Raw genomic sequence first — 20501 nt, forward strand, 5'->3', positions numbered from 1 at the left:
TCCTTAGGGGGTGAGGGTGAAGGGTCGGAAGGTGCGAGGCCCGTAGAGCCGGCCCAGCAGCTGGTCGAATTCGCGCAGCAGGCGCCAGGCGTCGTCGGGTCGGTTCTTGAGGAGGCGCTGCCGGCAGCCCTGGGCGAAGTTGAGCAGTTCGCGGGGCGCGTGGCGGTTCAGCAGCGAGGTCATGCAGCGGGTCGCCATCCAGATGTCGGTGCCCGGCCCGCAGGGCCGCTTCGCGGTGACCTCCTGCGGGTACCACTCCTCGTAGCTGGGCACCAGGGCCGGGATCGTGCTGCCGACCGGGGTGGAGAAGCACCAGTCGACAAGCACCAGGCCGTGGGCGTCCGGTTCGATGAGCACGTGCTGCGGCAGCACCGCTCCGTGCACGATCCCGGCGCGGTGGGCCAGGCCGAGCACCACCAGCAGCCGCCGCCACATCCAGGCCACGTCCCGGGCGTCCAACCCGTCCGGGTACGCGCGCCGCACCTCGTCGAGGTCGTGCAGGCCGGGCGCGGTGGCGAGCACGTTGACCCGCCGTTCGGCGCCGGTCGTGGCGTCCCGGTGCGGGAAGTCGTCGACCAGCCGGGGCACGTACGGCAGGTAGCGCGGGTCGCCGCGCTCGGCGATGGTGCGCAGGGCGTGTGCCTCGCGGGCCATCAGGTCGTTGTCGGTGGGTTGCCGGGGGAGTTTGAGCAGCCGGTCGTCGCCGACGTCGTAGAGGTCGGCCAGGTCACCGGAGTGGACCGGCGCGCCGAGGCGGTAGTCGCCGAGGATGGTGACGTGCCGGGCCTGCCACCGCGTGGTGACGTGGATGAACGCGTCGAGGGCCTCGGCGCGTACCCCCGGGTCTGCCGGCAGACGGTCAGGGTGCAGGGCCGCGACCAGCTCGCGGTAGCGACGGGCCGGCTGGTCCGCGCCGAACAGGTCGGCGTCGGTGCGGGCCGCCACGACCAGGCGGATCGCCTCGGCGGCCCTCATCGCACCGTCTCCTCGCGGGCGGGGCGCAGCAGCGCCGGGTGCAGCAGTCGGGCGTCGCCGGCCCGGTAGAGCCGGGCGCGCGGGCCGCCGCGGGCGCCGCCGCGCTCGGTGCTGGCACCGGTGCTCTCCACGAAGCCCGGCACGGAGAGCACCTTGCGGTGGAAGTTGCCGGCGTGCAGCGGGTGGCCCCAGACCGTCTCGTAGACGGCGCGCAGCTCGCTGATGGTGAACTCGGCGGCGAGGAAGCGCGTGGCGAGTGGGGTGTATTCGAGCTTGGACCGGGCCCGCTCCAACGCGTCGTCGATGATCCGGCCGTGGTCGAAGGCGAGCTGCCGGCTGGTCAGCGCGGTCACCGGCAGCCAGATCGCCTCGTCGGCGTCGGTGCCGGCGGCCGGGTCCGGCAGGTCGGGGGCGAACGCGAGGTGCGCGACCGAGACGACACGCATCCGCGGGTCGCGGTCGGGGGCGCCATAGCTGCCCAACTGCTCCAGGTGTACGCGGCGCAGCCCTTCGCCGCCGAGCCCGGTCTCCTCGGCCAACTCCCGTCGGGCACCGGCGGTCAGGTCCTCGTCGGGCTGGACGAAACCGCCGGGCAGCGCCCAGTGCCCCTCGAAGGGTGGCTGGCCCCGCCGGATCAGCAGCAGGTGCAGTGCGTCGTCGCGGATGGTCAGTGCCACCACGTCGACGGTCACGGCGACCGACGGGTAGGCCCCGGGGTCGTATGCGGCCAGGAAGTCCTGCTCGTCAACCATGTCTCTCTCAATCTGAGAACATCTCGATCTGAGAAGAACTTAGCGCATGAGAACGCCCCTGCCAAGCCCGATGTCCGGTTCGGCAGGGGCGTGTCAGCGCACGAGCCCCGCCAGGTGCGGTCGGCCGCGCGAGTCGTGCAGGGCGAACCCGCCGTCCGGCAGGAGGGCGAAGCTCACCGTGCTCGGCAGTGGTACAGGCAGCTTGAAGGCGACCTCGACGGTGTAGGCGTCCGGCAGCCGGTTCTCCAACGCCGCGAGGCAGCGCGCCTTGCTCCACATGCCGTGCGCGATCGGCCGGCGGAAGCCGAACAGCCGCGCCCCGAGCAGGGACGTGTGGATCGGATTGTGGTCCCCGGAAACCCGCGCGTACGCCGTACCGACGCGGGGTTCCACCCGCCAACGGGCCGTACCAGCCGGCGCCTCGGGGCGCTCGCCCCGGTCGCGCCGCTCGCCCCCGCCGGGCGTGCTCTCCCGAGCCAGGTACGTCGACACGCCGCGCCAGACCTCCTCCCCGGCCACCGAGCCGACCAGCACCACGTCCACCTGCCGCCCCCGGTCGTGCGGGCGCAGGTCCTGGGCGTACGTCGTGAAGTCGAGGGTTTCGTCGGAGGTGATCGGGCGGTGCACGGTGATTCGGTTGCCGACGTGCACCAGGCCGGTCAGCGGCAGCGGAAAGTCCGGCGCGGTCATCAGCCTCAGGCTCAGCGGGAAGCCCATGACGTGCGGAAACGTCGCGGGCAGCCGATCGGTGAGCCGGAACCCGCAGACCCGGTCGTAGTCGGCCAGATGCGCCCGGTCGACGGTCACCCCGCCCACGGTCAGCTCGACCGCCGGCAGGCCGGGCCCGCGCCGCCCACCGCCGAGGCCCGGCAGCGCACCGAGCAACGCCCGCCGGTACAGGGCACCGGCCGCCGGCATCCGGGGCAGCTCGACGCGCTCCCGGCCGCGGGTGGCCGGACCGGTGTTGGAGAGGTCGCGGGTCGCCTCGGCCGCTGCGGCGGTCAGGTCGTGTGTCTGCTCGGCGCTCAGGTCGTGACCGGAGGGCGCTGGCCGGCGGATCGCGTCCAGGGTTTCCCGTGTCAGGATCTCGGTGGGGCCGTCGATCAGCTCGTGGACCGACAGGTCGTCCGGGTCCTCGGTGGGCTGTCCTCTCCTCGCCATCACGCCCCCAGCAGGCTCTGGCCGCAGACGCGTACGACGTTTCCGCTGACCGCACCGGAGGCCGGCCAGGCCAACCAGCCGATCGTCTCGGCCACGTCCACCGGCAGCCCGCCCTGCGCCAGGCTGTTCATCCGTCGACCCGCCTCGCGGACCACCAGCGGGATACGCGCCGTCAGGCGAGTCTCGATGAAGCCGGGGGCCACCGCGTTGACGCTGATCTCCCGTTCACGCAGGGCCGGGGCGAGGGAGTCGACAAGCCCGATCACGCCGGCCTTGCTGGTGGCGTAGTTGGTCTGCCCCCGGTTGCCGGCGATCCCGGCGATCGAGGAGACCGCCACGATCCGCCCACCGGCCGGGATCAACCCCCGCTCCAGCAGGACATCGTTGATCCTCTCCTGGCTGGAGAGGTTGACGTCGATCACCTGGTCCCACCGGTCGGCGTCCATCCGGCCGAGCGTCTTGTCCCGGGTGATGCCGGCGTTGTGCACCACCACGTCCACGCGGCCCTGCCGGCCGGCCAGGTGGTCGGCGAGCCGGGTCGGCGCGTCCGGCGCGGTCAGGTCGAGCTGCACGGCCGTACCGCCGATGTCGTTCGCCACCGCGGCGAGGGCGTCCCCGGCGGCCGGGATGTCCAGCGCCACCACCTGTGCGCCGTCGCGGGCCAGGACGCGGGCCAGCGCCGCGCCGATGCCCCGGGCGGCCCCGGTGACCAGCACGACCTGCCCGTCCAGCGGGCGGTCCCAGTCGGCCGGGGCGCTCGCCGCGCCGGCACCGACCCGGATGACCTGCCCCGACACGTACGCGGAGCGGCCGGACAGGAGGAATCGGAGGGTCGATTCGAGGCTCGTGAGGGTGCCGGTGTCGGCGCGGGTCACGTAGACGAGTTGCGCGGTGGTGCCCCGGCCGAACTCCTTGCCGATGCTGCGAACGAGCCCTTCGAGAGCGCGCTGGGCGGTCGCCTCGCGCGGGGTCGGGCACTCCGACGGTGGGGTGCCGAACACGATCACCCGGCCGCTGGGCAGCACCGACCGGGCCTGCGGGTGGAAGAAGTCGTAGAGCTGGCGCAGGTCGGTCGAGTCGGTGATGCCGGTGGCGTCGAAGAGCAGCGCCCCGTACCGCTGGGGGGTGTCGCCGGGGGTGGTGGTGGCGTGGTCGGCCAGCTCGACCCCGGCGGCGGTCAGGATCTTGGCGACCGGCTCGGCGAGTCGGCCGCCGGTGGCCGCGCCGAGCAGCGCCGGCCCGGGCAGCAGCGGGTCGCCGGGCTGGTGTCGTCGCAGTCGCGGCGGGTCGGGCAGCCCGAGGCGCTTGACCAGCGCGCGGCCGGCGGCCGATTGGACGAAGCTCGCGTACCTGTCGGTCATGGGCGTAGCCTACTGGCGAGTAGGGTTGGTGCAACACATCTCAAGGAGGCGGATCGTGCAAAGCATCCGACGGGTCGCGGTCATCGGCGGCAACCGCATCCCCTTTGCCCGTTCCAACTCCCGCTATGCGGACGCGTCCAACGCGGACATGCTCGGCGCGGCGCTGGACGGCCTGATCGCCCGGTACGGGCTGGCCGGGCAGCGGGTCGGCGAGGTGGTCGCCGGTGCGGTGCTGAAGCACTCCCGCGACTTCAACCTCACCCGTGAGGTGGTGCTCGGCTCGCGGCTCGACCCGCACACCCCGGCGTACGACATCCAGCAGGCGTGCGGCACCGGCCTGGAGGCCGCGATCCTGGTCGCCAACAAGATCGCCCTCGGTCAGCTCGACGTGGGCATCGCCGGCGGTGTCGACACCACCTCGGACGCGCCCCTCGCCGTCAACGAGGACATGCGGCGCACGCTGCTCAAACTCAACTCCGCCCGGACGCTCGGCGAGCGGATGAAGATCGCCGCGAAGTTGCGCCCGCTCCAGCCGTTCAAGCCGGACATCCCGCGCAACGCCGAACCACGTACCGGCCTGTCCATGGGGGACCACGCCGCCCAGACGGCCCTGCGGTGGCAGATCGACCGGCGGTCCCAGGACGAGCTGGCGCTGCGCTCGCACCAGCGCCTGGCCGCCGCGTACGACCGGGGCTTCTTCGACGACCTGATGACGCCGTACCTGGGGCTCACCCGCGACCAGAACCTCCGCCCGGACACGACCGTGGAGAAGCTCGGCTCGCTCAAGCCGGTCTTCGGCACCCGGGGCACGGACGCCGAGCAGGCCACCATGACCGCCGGCAACTCGTCGCCGCTCACCGACGGCGCGTCCACCGTGCTGCTGGCCAGCGAGGAGTGGGCCGCCGCGCACAACCTGCCCGTGCTGGCCTGGTTCAGCTGGTCCGAGACGGCGGCGGTGGACTTCGTGCACGGCGACGAAGGGCTGCTGATGGCCCCCGCGTACGCGGTGCCCCGGATGCTGGCCCGTGCCGGGCTGACGTTGCAGGACTTCGACTACTACGAGATCCACGAGGCGTTCGCCTCGCAGGTGCTGGCCACCCTCGCCGCCTGGGAGTCGCCGGAGTTCTGCAAGGACCGGCTCGGCCTGGACGCGCCGCTGGGCGCGATCGACCGGGACCGGATCAACGTCAACGGCTCGTCGCTGGCCGCCGGGCACCCGTTCGCCGCGACCGGCGGGCGGATCGTGGCGACCCTGGCCAAGATGCTGGCCGAGAAGGGGAGCGGTCGCGGGCTGATCTCCATCTGCGCCGCCGGTGGTCAGGGCGTGACGGCGATCCTGGAGCGCTGAGCGCGGTCGCGGCGATCGTCCCTGACCTGCCCGCACAGGACGTCACATCCGCCCGGCCCGGTCCCGGTCGGTCCGGGCGGGTGACGGACAATGAGGTACGTGACGACGATCCCCAACGTGCTCGCCAACCGGTACGCCTCGCCCGAGTTGGTCGCCCTCTGGTCGCCGGAGGAGAAGGTCCGGATGGAGCGGCGGCTCTGGCTCGCCGTGCTCCGCGCTCAGCGCGACCTCGGCGTGCCGGTGCCGGACGGCGTGGTCGAGGCGTACGAGCGGGTGCTCGACCAGGTCGACCTCGCCTCGATCGCCGAACGCGAGCGGGTCACCCGACACGACGTGAAGGCCCGGATCGAGGAGTTCAGCGCGCTCGCCGGGTTCGAGCACGTGCACAAGGGGATGACCTCCCGGGATCTCACCGAGAACGTCGAGCAGTTGCAGGTGCGCGCCTCGCTGGAGCTGATCCGGGATCGGGTGGTCGCCACCCTGGCCCGGCTGGCCCGGCTGGCCCACGAGCACTCCGAGCTGGTCATGACCGGCCGTTCGCACAACGTCGCGGCGCAGGCCACCACGCTGGGCAAGCGGTTCGCGTCGGCGGCGGAGGAACTGCTGATCGCGTACGAGCGGCTGGAGGAGCTGATCGCCCGCTACCCGCTGCGCGGGATCAAGGGGCCGGTCGGCACGGCCGCCGACCAGCTCGACCTCTTCGACGGCGACGCCGACAAGGTGGCCGAGTTGGAGCGCCGGGTCGCCGAGCACCTGGGCTTCTCCCGCGTGCTGGACAGCGTCGGGCAGGTCTACCCGCGTTCGTTGGACTTCGACGTGCTGGCCGCGCTGGCGCAGACCGCCGCCGCGCCGTCGTCGCTGGCGACCACGATCCGGCTGATGGTCGGCCAGGAGCTGGTCACCGAGGGCTTCAAGCCGGGCCAGGTCGGGTCCAGCGCGATGCCGCACAAGATGAACACGCGCTCGTCGGAGCGGGTGAACGGCTTCGCGGTGATCATCCGGGGTTACCTGTCGATGGTCGGTGAGCTGGCCGGTGACCAGTGGAACGAGGGGGACGTGTCCTGCTCGGTGGTCCGCCGGGTGGCCCTGCCGGACGCGTTCTTCGCCGCCGACGGGCTGTTCCAGACCTTCCTCACCGTGCTCGACGAGTTCGGCGCGTACCCGGCGGTGATCAACCGGGAGTTGGAGCGGTTCCTGCCGTTCCTGGCCACCACCAAGATCCTGGTGGCGGCGGTCCGGCGTGGCGTCGGCCGGGAGGTCGCGCACGAGGTGATCAAGGAGCACGCGGTCGCGGTGGCGCTGGCCATGCGCGAGAAGGGCGCCCCGGAGAACGACCTGTTCGACAGGCTGGCCGCCGACGGCCGACTCGGCCTGTCCCGCGCCGACATCGACACCCTGGTCGCCGACCGCACCGCCTTCGTCGGCGCCGCCCCCGCCCAGGTGCAAGCGCTGACCCGCCGCATCACCAAGGTGGTGGAAACCCACCCAAAGGCAGCGACCTACTCCCCACCCCCCATCCTGTAACCCCCCTCCCCTCCCGCCCGCACCCCTCGGGTGATCATGAAGTTATTGCCCCGACACGCCGAGGCGGAGGGCAATAACTTCATGATCACTGGGGTCGGGCGGGCCGGGCCGGGGCCGGGCCGGGGTGGGTGGGTTAGTCGCCGGTGGGGGTTTCGGCGGCTGTGCGGAGGTTGGGGGCGCTTGCTGGTTCGGCGATGCCGCCGGGCGACCCCGTGAAGCCCGCGTCGTGTGCCGTGTCCGCGGCGACCGCCGGCTGGTCGGCCGGCATGACCTCGGGCGTCTTGGGTACGGCGACGACAGCCGTGCCGTACGCGCAGATCTCCATCCACATCTCACCGCAGTCCCGGCTGTCGAACCGCATGCCGATCACCGCGTTCGCGCCGAGCCGCAGGGCCTCCTCGCCGAGGCGGGCCACCGAGTCGGTGCGCCACCGGGTGAGGTTGTCGGGCGCCATCGGGTCGTACGCGCCACCGCGCAGGTTCTTGACCCCCTCGCGGTACGGGTTGCGCGTCCTGGCCATCGATGACACCACCTCACCGAGAATCTGGCGGATCTCGTAGCCGGGCAGTTGCTCCGTCGTCACGACCAGCACGTTTCCGATGCTGTCAGGAGTGGCGCGACCCGATCGTGTGCATTGTTCACCTGATCGGATGCTGCAAAACGACGCGGCGCGGACGGCCGGCACGAGCCCGACCATCCGCGCCGCGCGGGGCGCTAACCGTCAGACACCGGCCGTCGAGGTGATCCAGGCCCGGTTGTACGCGACACTGCCGTAGTTCTGGATGCTGGAGCCGTCGGCCGTGGAGGCCACCCCGACCTGCTGGTTGTTGTAGAACTGCGGGCCGCCCGAGTCGCCCCGCCAGGCGTTGCCGTTGATCCGGGTGCTGCGGATGGCCTGCCCGCCGTACGCGTCGGTGACGCTGTTGCTGGTCACCCGGACGGTGGCGGTCTTCAGCTGCGTGGACGCGGAGCAGCCGCTGTAGCAGGTCATGCCCCAGCCGTAGATCGAGTTGGTGGAGCCGATCGGCGGGTTGCTGCTGGCCAGGCTCACCGTCGAGGTGCTGACGGTGCTGGAGAGCCGCATCAGGGCCAGGTCGTAACGGGTGTAGGTGGCGCTTACCGTACGGGTGACGCCGCCGGAGGTGCGGTTGACGCTGCCGACGCGTACCGACATGGTGCCGCTGATGCAGTGCCGGGCGGTGAGCACCCACTGCGGTGCGATCACGCTGCCGGAGCAGGTGAACGAGCCGTTGCTGAGCACCGCGGCGGCCCAGGGCGCGGACGAGACGGTGCCGCCGCCGATGATGGGTTGCGGGCCGGCCGGGGCGGCGACCGCGCCGGAGGCGCTTCCGAGGGCGCCGGCGAGCGCGACGCCGAGCATGGCGAGCAGGGGACGGATGCGCATCGAGGACTCCTTGGACGGGGGCGGACCCGGGGTCGCCGGGTGCGGGAGGACGCCAACGGAGGTCCCCGCCAGCGCTAGAATCGAGCTACGTCGATGTACGGTAGGCCCATCGGCGGTCGTTTTCAAGAATTTGATCGAGGCGGCTCAATGTAACGATTTGGCCACCCGCAGCGCCGAATATGCCCTGGTGGGAGTGTGTGTCCCGCATCGTCGCCCGGTTCGGCCGCCAGTAATGTTGATCACTGTCTGAACTGCGCCCGGCCGGTGCGTCCGCGGCGATATCTGCCAGGTAGGCTGGCTGCGCTCGCCCGTTGTGGGTCGGCACCCAACTGCGTACACAGTCAGGAGTGCCCAGTGCCTCGCGTCGTCGTCGACGTCATGCTCAAGCCCGAGATCCTCGATCCGCAGGGCCAGGCCGTCGCAAACGCGCTGCCCCGGCTCGGCGTCAGCGACGTCGCCTCAGTTCGGATCGGCAGGCGGATCGAGATCGACTTCACCGGTGAACCGGACCTGGACCGGGCCCGGGAGATCGCCGACAAGTTGCTCGCCAACCCGGTCATCGAGGACTTCACCGTCCGCCTGGTCGAGGCTGACGAGCCCGCGGACGCCCGCTCGTGACCGCCCGGGTCGGTGTGGTCACCTTCCCCGGCTCACTCGACGACGGGGACGCGGCCCGTGCCGTCCGGATCGCCGGCGCCGAGCCGGTCCGGCTCTGGCACGGTGACCCGGGTCTGCACGGGGTCGACGCGGTCGTGCTCCCCGGCGGCTTCTCCTACGGCGACTATCTGCGCTGCGGCGCCATCGCCCGGTTCGCGCCGGTGATGGAGACGATCGTGGACGCCGCCCAGGGGGGCCTGCCGGTGCTCGGCATCTGCAACGGCTTCCAGATCCTCTGCGAGGCGCACCTGCTGCCGGGCGCGCTCACCCGCAACCAGCACCTGCACTTCCGCAACCGGGACCAGATCCTGCGGATCGAGTCGGCCGGCACCGCCTGGACCAACGCGTTCCAGCCCGGCCAGGAGGTGCTCATCCCGGTGAAGAACGGCGAGGGCTGCTACGTCGCCGACACCGAGACGCTGGACCAGCTCGAAGCCGAGGGCCGGGTGGTCGCCCGCTACGTCGGCGGCAACCCCAACGGGTCGCTGCGCGACATCGCCGCGATCACCAACTCCGCCGGCAACGTGGTCGGCATCATGCCGCACCCCGAGCACGCGGTGGAGGCGCTCACCGGCCCTTCGTTGGACGGCCTCGGCTTCTTCACGTCGGTCCTCAAGCACTTGGTCGGGGCGCCGGCATGAGTGCGAGGAGCGGCTCCGGCGGGCACCAGCGCAGCGAGGAGAGGTCATGACCACCCATCCGGACCCGGTACGGGACACACCGGAGGCGTACTCCGCTCCCGCCCAGCCGGCCACGGCCGACTGGACCGACAGCGTGGACACCGTCCCGCGCGCCGACGGCACCCCGGGCGAGCTCCAGCCGTACACCGAGCTGGGCCTCCGCGACGACGAGTACGACCGGATCCGGCAGATCCTCGGCCGCCGGCCCACCCAGTCCGAGCTCGCGATGTACTCGATCATGTGGAGCGAGCACTGCTCCTACAAGTCGAGCAAGGTGCACCTGCGCCAGTTCGGTGAGAAGGCCCCGCACAGCGACCGTCTGCTCGCGGGCATCGGCGAGAACGCCGGTGTCGTGCAGATCTCCGCTGAGCTGGCGGTGACTTTCAAGGTCGAGTCGCACAACCACCCGAGCTTCGTCGAGCCGTACCAGGGTGCGGCGACCGGTGTCGGCGGCATCGTCCGCGACATCCTCGCCATGGGTGCCCGCCCGGTCGCGGTGATGGACCCGCTGCGCTTCGGTGCGGCTGACCACCCGGACACCGCCCGGGTGCTGACCGGCGTGGTCGCAGGCGTCGGCGGCTATGGCAACTGCCTCGGCCTGCCCAACATCGGTGGCGAGCTGGTCTTCGACCCGTCCTACCAGGGCAACCCGCTGCTCAACGCGCTCTGCCTGGGCGTGCTGCCGGTCGACCGGTTGCAGAACAAGGCCGCCGCAGGGCCCGGCAACGTGGTCGTGCTGATGGGCGCCAAGACCGGCCGGGACGGCATCGGTGGAGTGTCCGTGCTGGCCAGCGCCACCTTCGACGAGGGCAGCGAGGCGCGCCGCCCCGCCGTGCAGGTCGGCGACCCGTTCACCGAGAAGCTGCTGATCGAGGCGTGCCTGGAGCTGTACGACGGCCAGTTGGTCGTCGGCATCCAGGACCTCGGCGGCGCCGGTCTGACCTGCGCGCTCACCGAGACCGCCGCCGCGGCCGGCACCGGCATGCGGGTCTGGCTGGAGCGGGTGCCGCTGCGGGAGCCCTCGATGGACCCGCACGAGATCCTCGCCAGCGAGTCCCAGGAGCGGATGCTGCTGGTCGTCGAGCCGGACAAGCTCGAGGCGGTGCTCAAGACCGCCGACAAGTGGGGCGTGCTCGCCACCGCGATCGGCGAGGTCACCGCGCCCGAGCCGGACGGCAGCCCGGGCCGACTGCTGATCACCTGGCAGGACCACCTGGTCGTCGACGTGCCGCCGGGCTCGCTGGTCGACGACGGCCCGGTGTACGCCCGTCCGATGCGGGAGCCGGCCGACCTGATCCTGCTCCAGGCCGACCGGGCCGAGACGCTGCCCCGACCGGCCGAGCCGGAGGCGCTGCGGGAGACCGTGCTGCGCATGATCGCGTCGCCCAACCTGGCCGACAAGACCTGGGTCACCGAGCAGTACGACCGTTACGTGCTGGGCAACACCGTGCTCGCCCAGCCGGAGGACGGCGGCGTGATCCGGATCGACGAGCGGACCGGGCTCGGCGTGGCGCTGTCGGTGGACGGCAACGGCCGGTATGCCCGGCTCGACCCGTACAACGGCACCAAGCTGGCCCTGGCCGAGGCGTACCGGAACGTGGCGGTGACCGGCGCGACGCCGATCGCCGTGACCAACTGCCTCAACTTCGGCTCGCCGGAGGACCCGGGCGTGATGTGGCAGTTCGCCGAGGCCGTGCGCGGCCTGGCGGACGGCTGCCTGGAGCTGGGCATCCCGGTCACCGGCGGCAACGTCAGCTTCTACAACCAGACCGGCGCGGCGGCCATCCACCCGACCCCGGTGGTCGGCGTGCTGGGTGTCCTGGACAACGTCGCCGACCGGGTGCCGATGGGCTTCGTTCCGCGCCCCGGCGGCGACCACGACCAGCTCTACCTGCTGGGCGAGACGAACGTCGAGCTGTCCGGTTCGGAGTGGGCCTGGGTGACGCACGAGCACCTCGGCGGCATCCCGCCGCAGGTCGACCTCCTGCGGGAGAAGGCGCTCGCCGAGCTGCTGGCCGAGGCGGCCCGGGTGGGTCACCTCAGCTCGGCGCACGACCTGTCCGACGGAGGCCTCGCCCAGAGCCTGGTCGAGTCCTGCCTGCGGCGCGGCGTCGGCGCCCGGATCGCGGTGCCGGAGCAGTTCGCCGACGGCTCGATGCCGTTCGTCTACCTGTTCAGCGAGTCCGCCACGCGGGCGCTGGTGTCGGTGCCGCGCGGCCACGACAAGGCGTTCGCGGCGCTCTGCGCCGAGCGGGGGGTGCCGTTCGAGCTGATCGGCGTCACCGACCCGTCCGGCGGTGCGCTGGAGGTGCACGGCCAGTTCCGGATCGGCCTGGACGAGCTGCGCGCCGCGCACACCGAGACGCTGCCGCGCCTCTTCGGCGGTGCCACCGCCGTCGAGGTGTCCGCGCCGGCCGCTGGCGTGGCGGGCGCGGTCGAGGCCGTACCGCTGCCTGTCGCATCGGACGCGGAGGTCGCACCGGTGGACGCCGCCGAGGTGGTCTCTGAGCCCATCGCCTCGTCGGGCCCCTCCCCGGAGACCGGCGTTGTCGAGCCGATCGGGTCGGAGTCGTCCGATGGGTCGTCCGAGTCGGACACCGGTGCCACCGACCCGTCGCCTGACGAGCGCTGAGGCATTGGCGGCGGCCGTCTACGGTCAGCCCGGATCGGGTGCCCGATTCGACTGGGGGTTGACGGGCGCCGCCGAACTCGGCCGGGTCTGCGCGGCCCTGGTGGTGGTGGACGTGCTCTCGTTCACCACCGCCGTCGAGGTGGCCGTCGCCCGTGGCATGCGGGTACACCCGTTCCCGTGGGGTGAGCAGGCCGCCGAGTACGCGGTGCGGGTCGGCGCGATCGCCGCGGTCGGCCGCCGGCAGGTGACGACCGACCATCCGTGGTCGCTCTCGCCGGCCGCGCTGACCACCGCCCCGGTGGTACCGGACCTGGTGCTGCCGTCGCCGAACGGCTCCGCGATCAGCGCGGCCGCCAGCGCCACCGGGCTGCCGGTGGTCGCGGCGTGCCTACGTAACGCACCCGCCGTCGGGCGATGGCTGCGCCGCCAGGGGTACGGCACGACGGACGCCCCGATCGGCGTGATCGCCTCGGGGGAGCGCTGGCCGGACGGTTCCCTGCGGCCTTCGGTCGAGGACCAGTTGGGCGCGGCAAGCGTGCTCGACGCCCTCTCCGGTGTCCCGGGCGGGCTCTCCGTGGAGGCGGCCATGACGCTCGCCGCGCTGGCCAGCACCCCCGACGTGCCCGCTGCGGTGCGCGGAAGCGTGTCCGGCCGGGAACTGACCGAGAGTGGCTTCGCGGAGGACGTGGCGGTCGCCGTCCAGGTCGGCGCGTCGACAGTCGTCCCGGTCCTCCGCCAGGGCGTCTTCTCCGCCGCCTGACGGGCGGCCCGCTGCCGCTTGTCTGACCCGCTGCCTGATCGGCGGCCCGCTTGCCGGCGGCGGTGATGATCAACACGACATCGGCGATGTTGGTGTGTCCGGGCACCTGGGACACCCCGACTTCACGGACACCGAGTGGATCTCGCGCCGTTGGCGTGCTCGTCACCCGGCGCGGCCTGCTTGTCGGCAACGAGAACGGCCGCCCGGAACTCCGGGCGGCCGTTCTCGCTGTGCGGTGGGGCGGTGCGTGTCGGGTCAGTCGTCCAGCCAGTCGAGGCGTCGGCCGCCCCGCTCGGTCGGCGGTGGGCCGTCCGGCCGGGCCCGGCCACCCTGCTGGTCGTAACCGCCCCGGTCGTCGTAGCCGCCGCGCTGCTGCGGCGGGGCTTCCTGGCCGTAGCCGCCGGCCGGCTGACCGTAGCCACCCTGGTCGTACCCGCCGCCCTGCTGGCCGTAGCCACCCTGGTCGTAGCCCCGGTCGTCGTAGCCGCCGCGCTGCTGCGGGGTCTCCTGGCCGTAGCCGCCCTGGTCGTACCCGCCGGCCGGCTGGCCGTAGCCACCCTGGTCGTACGCGCTGGTCTGCTGGCCGTAGCCACCGGTCGGCTCGGCCGTCCGCCCACCGTACGGGGCAGCGTCCGGCTGGCCGTAGCCCTGGCCCTGCTCCGGCTGGTAGACGCCGGTGGCGTACGGGTCGGCCGGGGCCGGGTACTGGGTGCTGTCCCCGGTGTACCGGCCGGTCGGCTCGTCGAAGCGCTCGCCACCGGCGGGAGCCGGTGGGTAACCGGCCGCCCCGGCCGGGGCGGTGTAGTCGCGGCTGCCGTAGCCGCCACCCGAGGCCGGTGCGTTGCCGTAGCCGCCACCGGAGGCCGGTGCGCCGCCGTAGCCCGCACCGGAACCGGGCGCGGCGCCGTAGCCCGCACCGGAACCGGGCGCGGCACCGTAACCCGCACCGGAACCGGGCGCGGCGCCATAGCTGTCACCGGCCGCGCCGTAGCCGCCGTCGGGGGTCGCCGCCGTGCCGTAGCCGCCGCCCGAGGCCGGTGCGTTGCCGTAGCCACCGGCACCGTAGCCACCGGGCGCGGGCTCGTCGCCGTAGCCGGCGCCGCCCCAACCCTGCTGGCCCGCCGCGCCGTACGGCTGCGCGGGCGCGCCGTACGGGTCCGGTGGCACGTCGTCGACGACCGGGCGGTGCATCATGGTCGGTGCCTCGCTCAGGGCAGCGCCGCCGACCATCGTCGGATCGGGGCCGCCGCCGGGCCGGTTGACCACCCGGGTCTGGTCTTCCGCCCCGCGGAAGCCGCCCCGCGCCGCCGGCACCGCGCCGGCCGCACCGGCAGCCGCCGGCTCGTCATCGTCGTCGCCGTTCTCCTTGCGCCTCATCCAGAGCAGCACGATCGTGCCGACACCGGCCGCGACGAGCAGACCACCGAGCAGGATGATCAGGTACGAGCCGAAGCCGCCACCGTCGTCCTCGTTCGCGGCGTTCGCCGGGGCACCCGGGGTGGCTTCGCCGGTCGGCTGCTCCTCGGCGCCCTCCTCGGTCGCCTCGTCCTCGGGCGTGGGCTCGACGGTGGGAGACGGGGTGGCGCTCGGCGTCACCTCGACTTTGATCTCCAAGCTGATGCGCTGCCCGGTGACGGACTGTCCCGCGTTCGCGTTGAAGCTCTTTACCGCGTTGATGTTGTTGGACGACGCGCCCACGTCGATCCGACCAGGGGTGATCGGGTTCTGCGTGTTACCGGTGAACCGGAAGTTGCCGCTGTCATCGCTGATCGTGTCGTAGCGGTGGCCGGCGCTGTCCTGGAGGATCACGATCGCGTTCGGCACCGCGTCGCCGTTCGCCTTCACGACGACCTTGCCCGCGACCGATTTCACAGTCTGGTTCTGCGGCGGCGTCGGCGGCGCGGCCTTGCCAATCAACGTGACCGTGGTAGATGCGTCCTGGCTCCTATTGGGCAGGCCTGAGTCAGTGGCGGTGACAGTCACACGGGCAGTCCCGTTGGTGGCATCGTCCGCGAGCCTGAACGTGGCCTCAAAGGTGCCGCTTGACGTCACCCGACCACGGGAGCATCCGTCAACGCAGGTCAGCTTGGGGTTGCTTGAGCTGAAGCTGATGTCAGCAGGCTGCGAGCCATCCGCAAAGGCGAGCCTATAGCTGATCTTTGTGGTCTTGCCGGCCTCGACGCTGCTCGGCGAGGCCGACACATCCGTAACGTCGGGCGCGGCCATGGCTGGTGTGGCGGGGACGGCGAGCAGAGCGCCGGCAACCAGCGCTACGACCACACCGGCCCGCTGCTTCCAGGCACGTCGGTGTGTTGACACGTCCACCGCCTTCCGGGCTGACTTCCCTTGGCCGGCGGGGCGCCGGGCCGGGGATCATCACGGTACGAATACGCCGTCGGCCACTATGCCTTGTCTGAGTGGATCGGCGCGACCCAGGGCCAGCGTCGGGTGCTCCGGCTAAGGGTCGTATCGTCCCGTCGTGTCCTCTCCGCACAGTAAATCCACCGCCGTAGCAGCGGCTCTGTCGGCGCTTGACGAGGGGCGTACGGCCGAACGGCCGGTACTCCGAGAAGCGGTCCGGTCGTTGTTGGCCGTCCTCGCGGAGCGCGCCCCCGGCCGTTCGGTGGAGGTGCGCGTTCCACCATACGGTGCGATCCAGTGCGTTCCCGGTCCCCGACACACCAGGGGAAACCCGCCGAACGTGGTCGAGATGTCCCCGGTGACCTGGTTGGAGTTGGCCAGCGGTCGGATCGGGTGGGGCGAGGCGGTCACCGACGGTCGCGTCCAGGTGAGCGGCATCCGGGCGGACCTCTCGGCGTATCTGCCCCTCTAGCTGCCCGAATGCCCGGGTGAGCATGACGCTGCGCAGGGAAACCGTGACTATCTGTATTGACACTGATTCGCGTACACTGTCAGGCGACGACAGTGGTCCCGGCCGAGGAGTGTGGATCCGCCCCGTGATCCCCGCTAGGCCGGTCCAGACCAGCATGAGGGAGCGGTAGTGCCCCGAGGCGACGGCCGGCTGAGCCACGACCTTGATCCCCAACGACCTGGCCCCCAGGACGCCTGTGGCGTCTTCGGTGTCTGGGCCCCCGGCGAAGAGGTCGCCAATCTGACCTACTTCGGCCTCTATGCCCTGCAACACCGTGGCCAGGAGGCTGCGGGCATCGCGGTGAGCGATGGGTCCGGCGTGGTGGTCTACAAGGATCTCGGCCTGGTGGCCCAGGTCTTCGACGAGCCCACCCTCGCGAGCCTGCGCGGTCACCTGGCGATCGGGCATGCCCGATACTCCACGACCGGCGCCTCCAACTGGGAAAACGCCCAGCCGACCATCCGGTCGACCAGCTCCGGCACGACCATCGCGTTGGCCCACAACGGCAACCTGGTCAACACCGCCGAGCTGGAGAAGGAGGTCGCCGAGCGCGGCCTGGTGGCGGACGGCTCGACCAACGACACCTCGCTGGTGACCATGCTGCTGGCCAGCCGTCCTGACCTGTCGGTCGAGGCGGCCGCACTGGAGGTGCTGCCGCAGCTGCGCGGGGCGTTCAGCTTCGTCTTCATGGACGAGTCGACGCTCTACGCGGCCCGTGACGCGCACGGCGTACGCCCGCTGGTGCTTGGCCGGCTGGAGCGTGGCTGGGTGGTGGCCAGCGAGACCGCCGCGCTGGACATCGTCGGTGCCAGCGTGGTGCGCGAGGTCGAGCCCGGCGAGTTGATCGCGATCGACGAGGAGGGGCTGCGCTCCACCCGGTTCGCGGCGCCGGAGCCGAAGGGTTGCCTCTTCGAGTACGTCTACATCGCCCGCCCGGACGCCACGATCGCCGGGCGCAACATCCACGCGGCACGTGTGCAGATCGGTCGGCAGTTGGCCAAGGAGCACCCGGTCGACGCCGACCTGGTGATTCCGGTGCCCGAGTCGGGCACGCCGGCCGCGATCGGCTACGCCGAAGCGTCCGGCATCACCTACGGCGCGGGCCTGATGAAGAACCCGTACGTGGGGCGCACCTTCATCCAGCCGTCGCAGACCCTGCGTCAGCTCGGCATCCGGCTCAAGCTCAACCCGCTGCGGGAGAACGTCCGTGGCAAGCGGCTGGTGGTGGTGGACGACTCGATCGTTCGCGGCAACACGCAGCGGGCCATCGTGCGGATGCTGCGCGAGGCGGGTGCGCTGGAGGTGCACGTCCGGATCTCGTCTCCGCCGGTCAGTTGGCCGTGCTTCTACGGCATCGACTTCGCCACCCGGGCGGAGCTGCTGGCCAACGGGCTGGACAACGATGGCATTCGGCGTTCCATCGGCGCCGACACGCTGGGTTACGTATCACTTCCCGGCCTGATCGCCGCGACCGAGCAGCCGAAGACTCGACTGTGTCGGGCATGTTTCGATGGGGAGTACCCGATCGAGCTGCCGCCCGGCAACCTGATCGGCAAGCACGTGCTCGAAGGGGTGGGCCGGCGGGTCGCCAACGAGGCGCCGGAAACCCCGCACAGCAATGGCTCGCTCGTCGCCACTCCGGCTGGCGTGACCGCCAACCGCCCGTAGTACCAACCGGCGCGGCCCGGCCACCGCCGGCGCGGCACCGAGAACCACAAAGGGGAGAACCGTGACGCACGTGTCCGAGCGCAGCGGCGCAGGAAGCAGCCCGACCGGCGCCGGTGGCGACCGTCAGCCCTGGACGGCTGGCGCTGGCCGTCAGACGCGCAAACGCTCGGTCTCGTACGCCGACGCCGGCGTCTCGATCGACGCGGGTGACCGGGCGGTCGAGCTGCTCAAGTCGAAGGTGCGGCAGACCCGCCGCCCCGAGGTGCTGGGTGACCTGGGCGGCTTCGCCGGCCTGTTCCGGCTGGACACGACGAAGTACAAGAACCCGATCCTGGCGTCCTCCACCGACGGTGTGGGCACCAAGCTGGTGATCGCCCAGCAGATGGACATCCACGACACGGTCGGCATCGACCTGGTGGCGATGGTCGTCGACGACCTGGTGGCCTGTGGTGCCGAGCCGCTGTTCCTGCTCGACTACATCGCCACCGGCGAGGTCGTGCCGGACAAGGTGGCCGAGATCGGCGCCGGCATCGCCGACGGCTGCCGGTACGCGGGCTGCGCGCTGCTGGGCGGGGAGACCGCCGAGCACCCGGGTGTGCTGCGTCCGGACGAGTACGACATCTCCGCGACCGGCGTGGGCGTTGTCGAGGAAGCCGACATCCTCAGCCCCGAGCGGGTCCAGGTGGGTGACGCGGTCATCGCCATGCGCTCCTCCGGTCTGCACTCCAACGGTTACTCCCTGGTCCGGCACGTGCTGCTCGGCGCGGCCCGGATGCGGCTGGACATCGTGATCGACGACTTCGGCCGGCAGCGGACCCTCGGTGAGGAGTTGCTCACCCCGACCAAGATCTACGCGAAGGACTGCCTGAAGCTGATCGCCGAGGCGGACGTGCGGGCCCTGTCCCACATCACCGGCGGTGGCATCCCCGGCAACCTGGTCCGGGTGCTGCCGGAGCACGTTGACGCGGTGGTCAACCGGTCCACCTGGAAGCCGCAGCCGGTCTTCGACCTGATCCAGTCGAAGGGCCGGATCGACGACCAGGACATGGAGTCGACCTTCAACATGGGCGTCGGCATGTTCGCCATCGTGTCGGCGGAGGACGCCGACCGGGCGCTGGCCACGCTGACCGGCCGGGGTGTCGAGGCGTGGCAGGCCGGCGAGATCATCGAGGGCACCGGCAACGTGCAGATGGTTGGTCAGCACACCCGCGGATGATCACGCTCTGGTGATCGTACGGGCACCTGATGGGGGGTTCACCCGAGCGGCCAATGCCGCCTAGCCTGAAGGGCTCAGGCTCGGCGGAGGAGGGCGATGGCTGCTCGGGAACACTCGTTCAGCGGTATGCGCGGCTTGGCCGCGGTCCCGTCGTACGTCGTGATGCAGCCCACCACCCTCTGCAACCTGGACTGCGCGTACTGCTATCTGCCGTTCCGGGCCACCGACCAGCGGATGTCGGTGCCGGTGGCCGAGGCGGTGGCGGCGGCGGTCAACCCGTGGGCGGCGTCCGGGCGGTTCTCGGTGGTGTGGCACGGCGGTGAGCCGCTGGCGGCCGGCCGCGAGCACCTGGCCGACCTGATGGCGCCGTTCGGGCCCGAGGTCGAGCACCACGTGCAGACGAACGCCACGCTGATCGACGACGAGTGGTGCGCCTTCTTCGCCCGGCACGAGATGCGGGTCAGCGTGAGCGTGGACGGGCCCCGGGAGCGCAACGGCGACCGGGTCAACCGGGGTGGCCAGCCGGCGTACGACCGGATCCTGCGGGGTGTGGCCGCGTTGCGCCGGCATGGCCTGCCGTTCTCGGCGCTGGCCGTGGTGTCCCGGCCGGCGCCCGGGCTCGCAGCCGAGCTGTACGACTACTTCCTCGGGTTGGGCTGTGACGTGCTCGGCATCAACATCGAGGAGACCGAGGGGGTCAACACCCGCGACAACCGCCACGACCCGGCGGCGGTGACCGCGTTCTGGGCCGAGCTGGTGTCGGCCTGGCGTCGGGAGCCTCGGATCCACCTGCGCGAGGTCGAGTGGTCGCTGCGGTACACGGCGGCGGTGCTCGACGACGCGGCCGACGGTGTCCTGCCCCGCCGACTGGATCCGATCCCGACCATCGGGCACGACGGCACGGTGACGGTGCTCTCCCCGGAGCTGGCCGGCTTCACCGACCCGCGGTACGGCGATTTCAGCAGCGGAAACGTCCTGACCACCCCGCTGGCGCAGATCCTCACCGGTGCGGCGTCGACGCCGTGGGTGGGCGAGTTCCTGGCGGGGGTGGAGGCGTGTCGGGCGACCTGCCCGTACTTCGGCTTCTGTGGCGGCGGTCACGCGGCGAACCGTTACTTCGAGCTGGGGCGTTTTGACGGTACGGAGACCGAGCACTGCCGCAACAGCAAGATCCGCTTATTGGAGGGAGTGTTGGAGCATGCCCGAGACCACCAGTCACCGGCGGCCTGAGCACGAGGCGAGTGACACCCCGACCGGAGTCACCGAACGGGTGCGGGAGGCCGCGCCGGGGCTCGTCGCACTGCTCCAGGAGGCCGCTGACGCGCGGCGGCTGCGGGCGGAGGTGTCGGGCGGGGACGGCGCCAGCGCGGTCTGCGCCTGGAACCACTTCGAGAACATCCCGACCTTCTACAACTGGAACAACCGCCCGCGCTGATGTCAGCCGCGATCAGGGGCCTGTCGGCCGGTCGGAGTGGTCTCCGGCCAGGGCA

Annotated in this window: 18 protein-coding genes; 11 read left to right on the forward strand and 7 right to left on the reverse strand. The window is 71.7% G+C overall.

Going from position 1 to position 20501, the window contains the following annotated elements; translation table 11 throughout:
• Positions 1–3 precede the first annotated feature (3 nt).
• From ABZ780_RS04705 to ABZ780_RS04720, 4 genes are all read right to left on the reverse strand, one after another.
• The gene (locus tag ABZ780_RS04705) at positions 4–975 is read right to left on the reverse strand and encodes a serine/threonine protein kinase (protein WP_357484221.1); all 972 of its coding nucleotides are present in this window, start codon (positions 973–975) and stop codon (positions 4–6) included.
• Entirely contained in the window at positions 972–1727 is a 756-nt protein-coding gene (locus ABZ780_RS04710; RefSeq protein WP_357003553.1) for an NUDIX domain-containing protein, read from the reverse strand. Before ABZ780_RS04710 ends, ABZ780_RS04705 begins: the two co-directional genes overlap by 4 nt.
• A 93-nt stretch (positions 1728–1820) precedes the next feature.
• Entirely contained in the window at positions 1821–2888 is a 1068-nt protein-coding gene (locus tag ABZ780_RS04715) for a MaoC/PaaZ C-terminal domain-containing protein (protein WP_357484224.1), read from the reverse strand.
• Positions 2888–4249 carry a 3-oxoacyl-ACP reductase gene (locus tag ABZ780_RS04720; RefSeq protein ID WP_357484227.1) on the reverse strand — a complete coding sequence of 454 codons (1362 nt, stop codon included), beginning with the start codon at positions 4247–4249 and terminating at the stop codon, positions 2888–2890. The genes ABZ780_RS04715 and ABZ780_RS04720 overlap by 1 nt, the downstream gene beginning before the upstream one ends.
• 55 nt (positions 4250–4304) lie before the next feature.
• Between ABZ780_RS04720 and ABZ780_RS04725 the strand changes: the two genes are divergently transcribed.
• Positions 4305–5597 (forward strand): acetyl-CoA C-acetyltransferase, encoded by a 1293-nt coding sequence (locus ABZ780_RS04725; RefSeq protein WP_357003559.1) that lies wholly within the window; start codon positions 4305–4307, stop codon positions 5595–5597.
• A gap of 99 nt (positions 5598–5696) precedes the next feature.
• On the forward strand, positions 5697–7121 hold the full coding sequence (purB, locus tag ABZ780_RS04730) for an adenylosuccinate lyase (protein WP_357003561.1): 1425 nt from the start codon (positions 5697–5699) through the stop codon (positions 7119–7121).
• 133 nt (positions 7122–7254) lie between these two features.
• Here the strand turns inward: purB and ABZ780_RS04735 are convergent, their stop codons facing one another.
• Together ABZ780_RS04735 and ABZ780_RS04740 are read right to left on the reverse strand one after the other, a co-directional pair.
• Positions 7255–7818, reverse strand: coding sequence for a YbjQ family protein (locus ABZ780_RS04735; protein WP_357003563.1), 564 nt, complete (start codon positions 7816–7818; stop codon positions 7255–7257).
• Between the two features lie 24 nt (positions 7819–7842).
• Positions 7843–8526: a trypsin-like serine protease gene (locus ABZ780_RS04740; RefSeq protein ID WP_357003565.1), complete on the reverse strand. Its 684-nt coding sequence runs from the start codon at positions 8524–8526 to the stop codon at positions 7843–7845.
• Between the two features lie 354 nt (positions 8527–8880).
• On the opposite strand from ABZ780_RS04740, the gene purS reads away from it, so the two are divergent.
• From purS to ABZ780_RS04760, 4 genes are read left to right on the forward strand one after another with little or no spacing between them, the layout of a single operon-like run.
• Positions 8881–9144 carry a phosphoribosylformylglycinamidine synthase subunit PurS gene (gene purS, locus ABZ780_RS04745; protein ID WP_357003567.1) on the forward strand — a complete coding sequence of 88 codons (264 nt, stop codon included), beginning with the start codon at positions 8881–8883 and terminating at the stop codon, positions 9142–9144.
• Complete coding sequence (gene purQ / locus ABZ780_RS04750; RefSeq protein ID WP_357003569.1) at positions 9141–9824, forward strand: phosphoribosylformylglycinamidine synthase subunit PurQ; 684 nt, start codon at positions 9141–9143, stop codon at positions 9822–9824. Before purS ends, purQ begins: the two co-directional genes overlap by 4 nt.
• 46 nt (positions 9825–9870) lie before the next feature.
• Complete coding sequence (gene purL, locus ABZ780_RS04755) at positions 9871–12495, forward strand: phosphoribosylformylglycinamidine synthase subunit PurL (RefSeq protein ID WP_357003571.1); 2625 nt, start codon at positions 9871–9873, stop codon at positions 12493–12495.
• A 4-nt stretch (positions 12496–12499) separates the two neighbouring features.
• Complete coding sequence (locus tag ABZ780_RS04760) at positions 12500–13255, forward strand: 2-phosphosulfolactate phosphatase (RefSeq protein ID WP_357004807.1); 756 nt, start codon at positions 12500–12502, stop codon at positions 13253–13255.
• A 255-nt stretch (positions 13256–13510) separates the two neighbouring features.
• Here ABZ780_RS04760 and ABZ780_RS04765 read toward each other — a convergent pair whose 3' ends face one another.
• Positions 13511–15127 carry a hypothetical protein gene (locus ABZ780_RS04765; RefSeq protein WP_357003573.1) on the reverse strand — a complete coding sequence of 539 codons (1617 nt, stop codon included), beginning with the start codon at positions 15125–15127 and terminating at the stop codon, positions 13511–13513.
• Positions 15128–15734: 607 nt separating this feature from the next.
• Between ABZ780_RS04765 and ABZ780_RS04770 the strand changes: the two genes are divergently transcribed.
• The 5 genes from ABZ780_RS04770 to amcA all read left to right on the forward strand — a co-directional run bounded on the left by ABZ780_RS04770 (position 15735) and on the right by amcA (position 20446).
• Positions 15735–16088 carry a sterol carrier family protein gene (locus ABZ780_RS04770; RefSeq protein ID WP_357003575.1) on the forward strand — a complete coding sequence of 118 codons (354 nt, stop codon included), beginning with the start codon at positions 15735–15737 and terminating at the stop codon, positions 16086–16088.
• Positions 16089–16256: 168 nt separating this feature from the next.
• Positions 16257–17795, forward strand: a complete 1539-nt coding sequence (gene purF, locus ABZ780_RS04775) for an amidophosphoribosyltransferase (RefSeq protein WP_357003577.1) — start codon at positions 16257–16259, stop codon at positions 17793–17795.
• Positions 17796–17856: 61 nt separating this feature from the next.
• On the forward strand, positions 17857–19011 hold the full coding sequence (gene purM, locus ABZ780_RS04780) for a phosphoribosylformylglycinamidine cyclo-ligase (RefSeq protein WP_357003579.1): 1155 nt from the start codon (positions 17857–17859) through the stop codon (positions 19009–19011).
• A 126-nt stretch (positions 19012–19137) separates the two neighbouring features.
• Complete coding sequence (gene amcB / locus ABZ780_RS04785) at positions 19138–20241, forward strand: cyclophane-forming radical SAM peptide maturase AmcB (RefSeq protein ID WP_357004810.1); 1104 nt, start codon at positions 19138–19140, stop codon at positions 20239–20241.
• Positions 20210–20446 (forward strand): multiple cyclophane-containing RiPP AmcA, encoded by a 237-nt coding sequence (gene amcA / locus ABZ780_RS04790; protein WP_357003581.1) that lies wholly within the window; start codon positions 20210–20212, stop codon positions 20444–20446. Before amcB ends, amcA begins: the two co-directional genes overlap by 32 nt.
• Positions 20447–20501: the final 55 nt, after the last annotated feature.

The sequence above is a fragment of the Micromonospora sp. NPDC047467 genome (assembly GCF_040643095.1).
Lineage (GTDB): Bacteria > Actinomycetota > Actinomycetes > Mycobacteriales > Micromonosporaceae > Micromonospora.

Bases quoted from the DNA above. Each gene is read 5' to 3' on its own strand.
- ABZ780_RS04705 (WP_357484221.1), bottom strand. From the start codon at position 975: ATGAGGGCCGCCGAGGCGATCCGCCTGGTCGTGGCGGCCCGCACCGAC.
- ABZ780_RS04710 (WP_357003553.1), bottom strand. From the start codon at position 1,727: ATGGTTGACGAGCAGGACTTCCTGGCCGCATACGACCCCGGGGCCTAC.
- ABZ780_RS04715 (WP_357484224.1), bottom strand. From the start codon at position 2,888: ATGGCGAGGAGAGGACAGCCCACCGAGGACCCGGACGACCTGTCGGTC.
- ABZ780_RS04720 (WP_357484227.1), bottom strand. From the start codon at position 4,249: ATGACCGACAGGTACGCGAGCTTCGTCCAATCGGCCGCCGGCCGCGCG.
- ABZ780_RS04735 (WP_357003563.1), bottom strand. From the start codon at position 7,818: ATGGTCGGGCTCGTGCCGGCCGTCCGCGCCGCGTCGTTTTGCAGCATC.
- ABZ780_RS04740 (WP_357003565.1), bottom strand. From the start codon at position 8,526: ATGCGCATCCGTCCCCTGCTCGCCATGCTCGGCGTCGCGCTCGCCGGC.
- purL (WP_357003571.1), top strand. From the start codon at position 9,871: ATGACCACCCATCCGGACCCGGTACGGGACACACCGGAGGCGTACTCC.
- amcB (WP_357004810.1), top strand. From the start codon at position 19,138: ATGCGCGGCTTGGCCGCGGTCCCGTCGTACGTCGTGATGCAGCCCACC.
- amcA (WP_357003581.1), top strand. From the start codon at position 20,210: ATGCCCGAGACCACCAGTCACCGGCGGCCTGAGCACGAGGCGAGTGAC.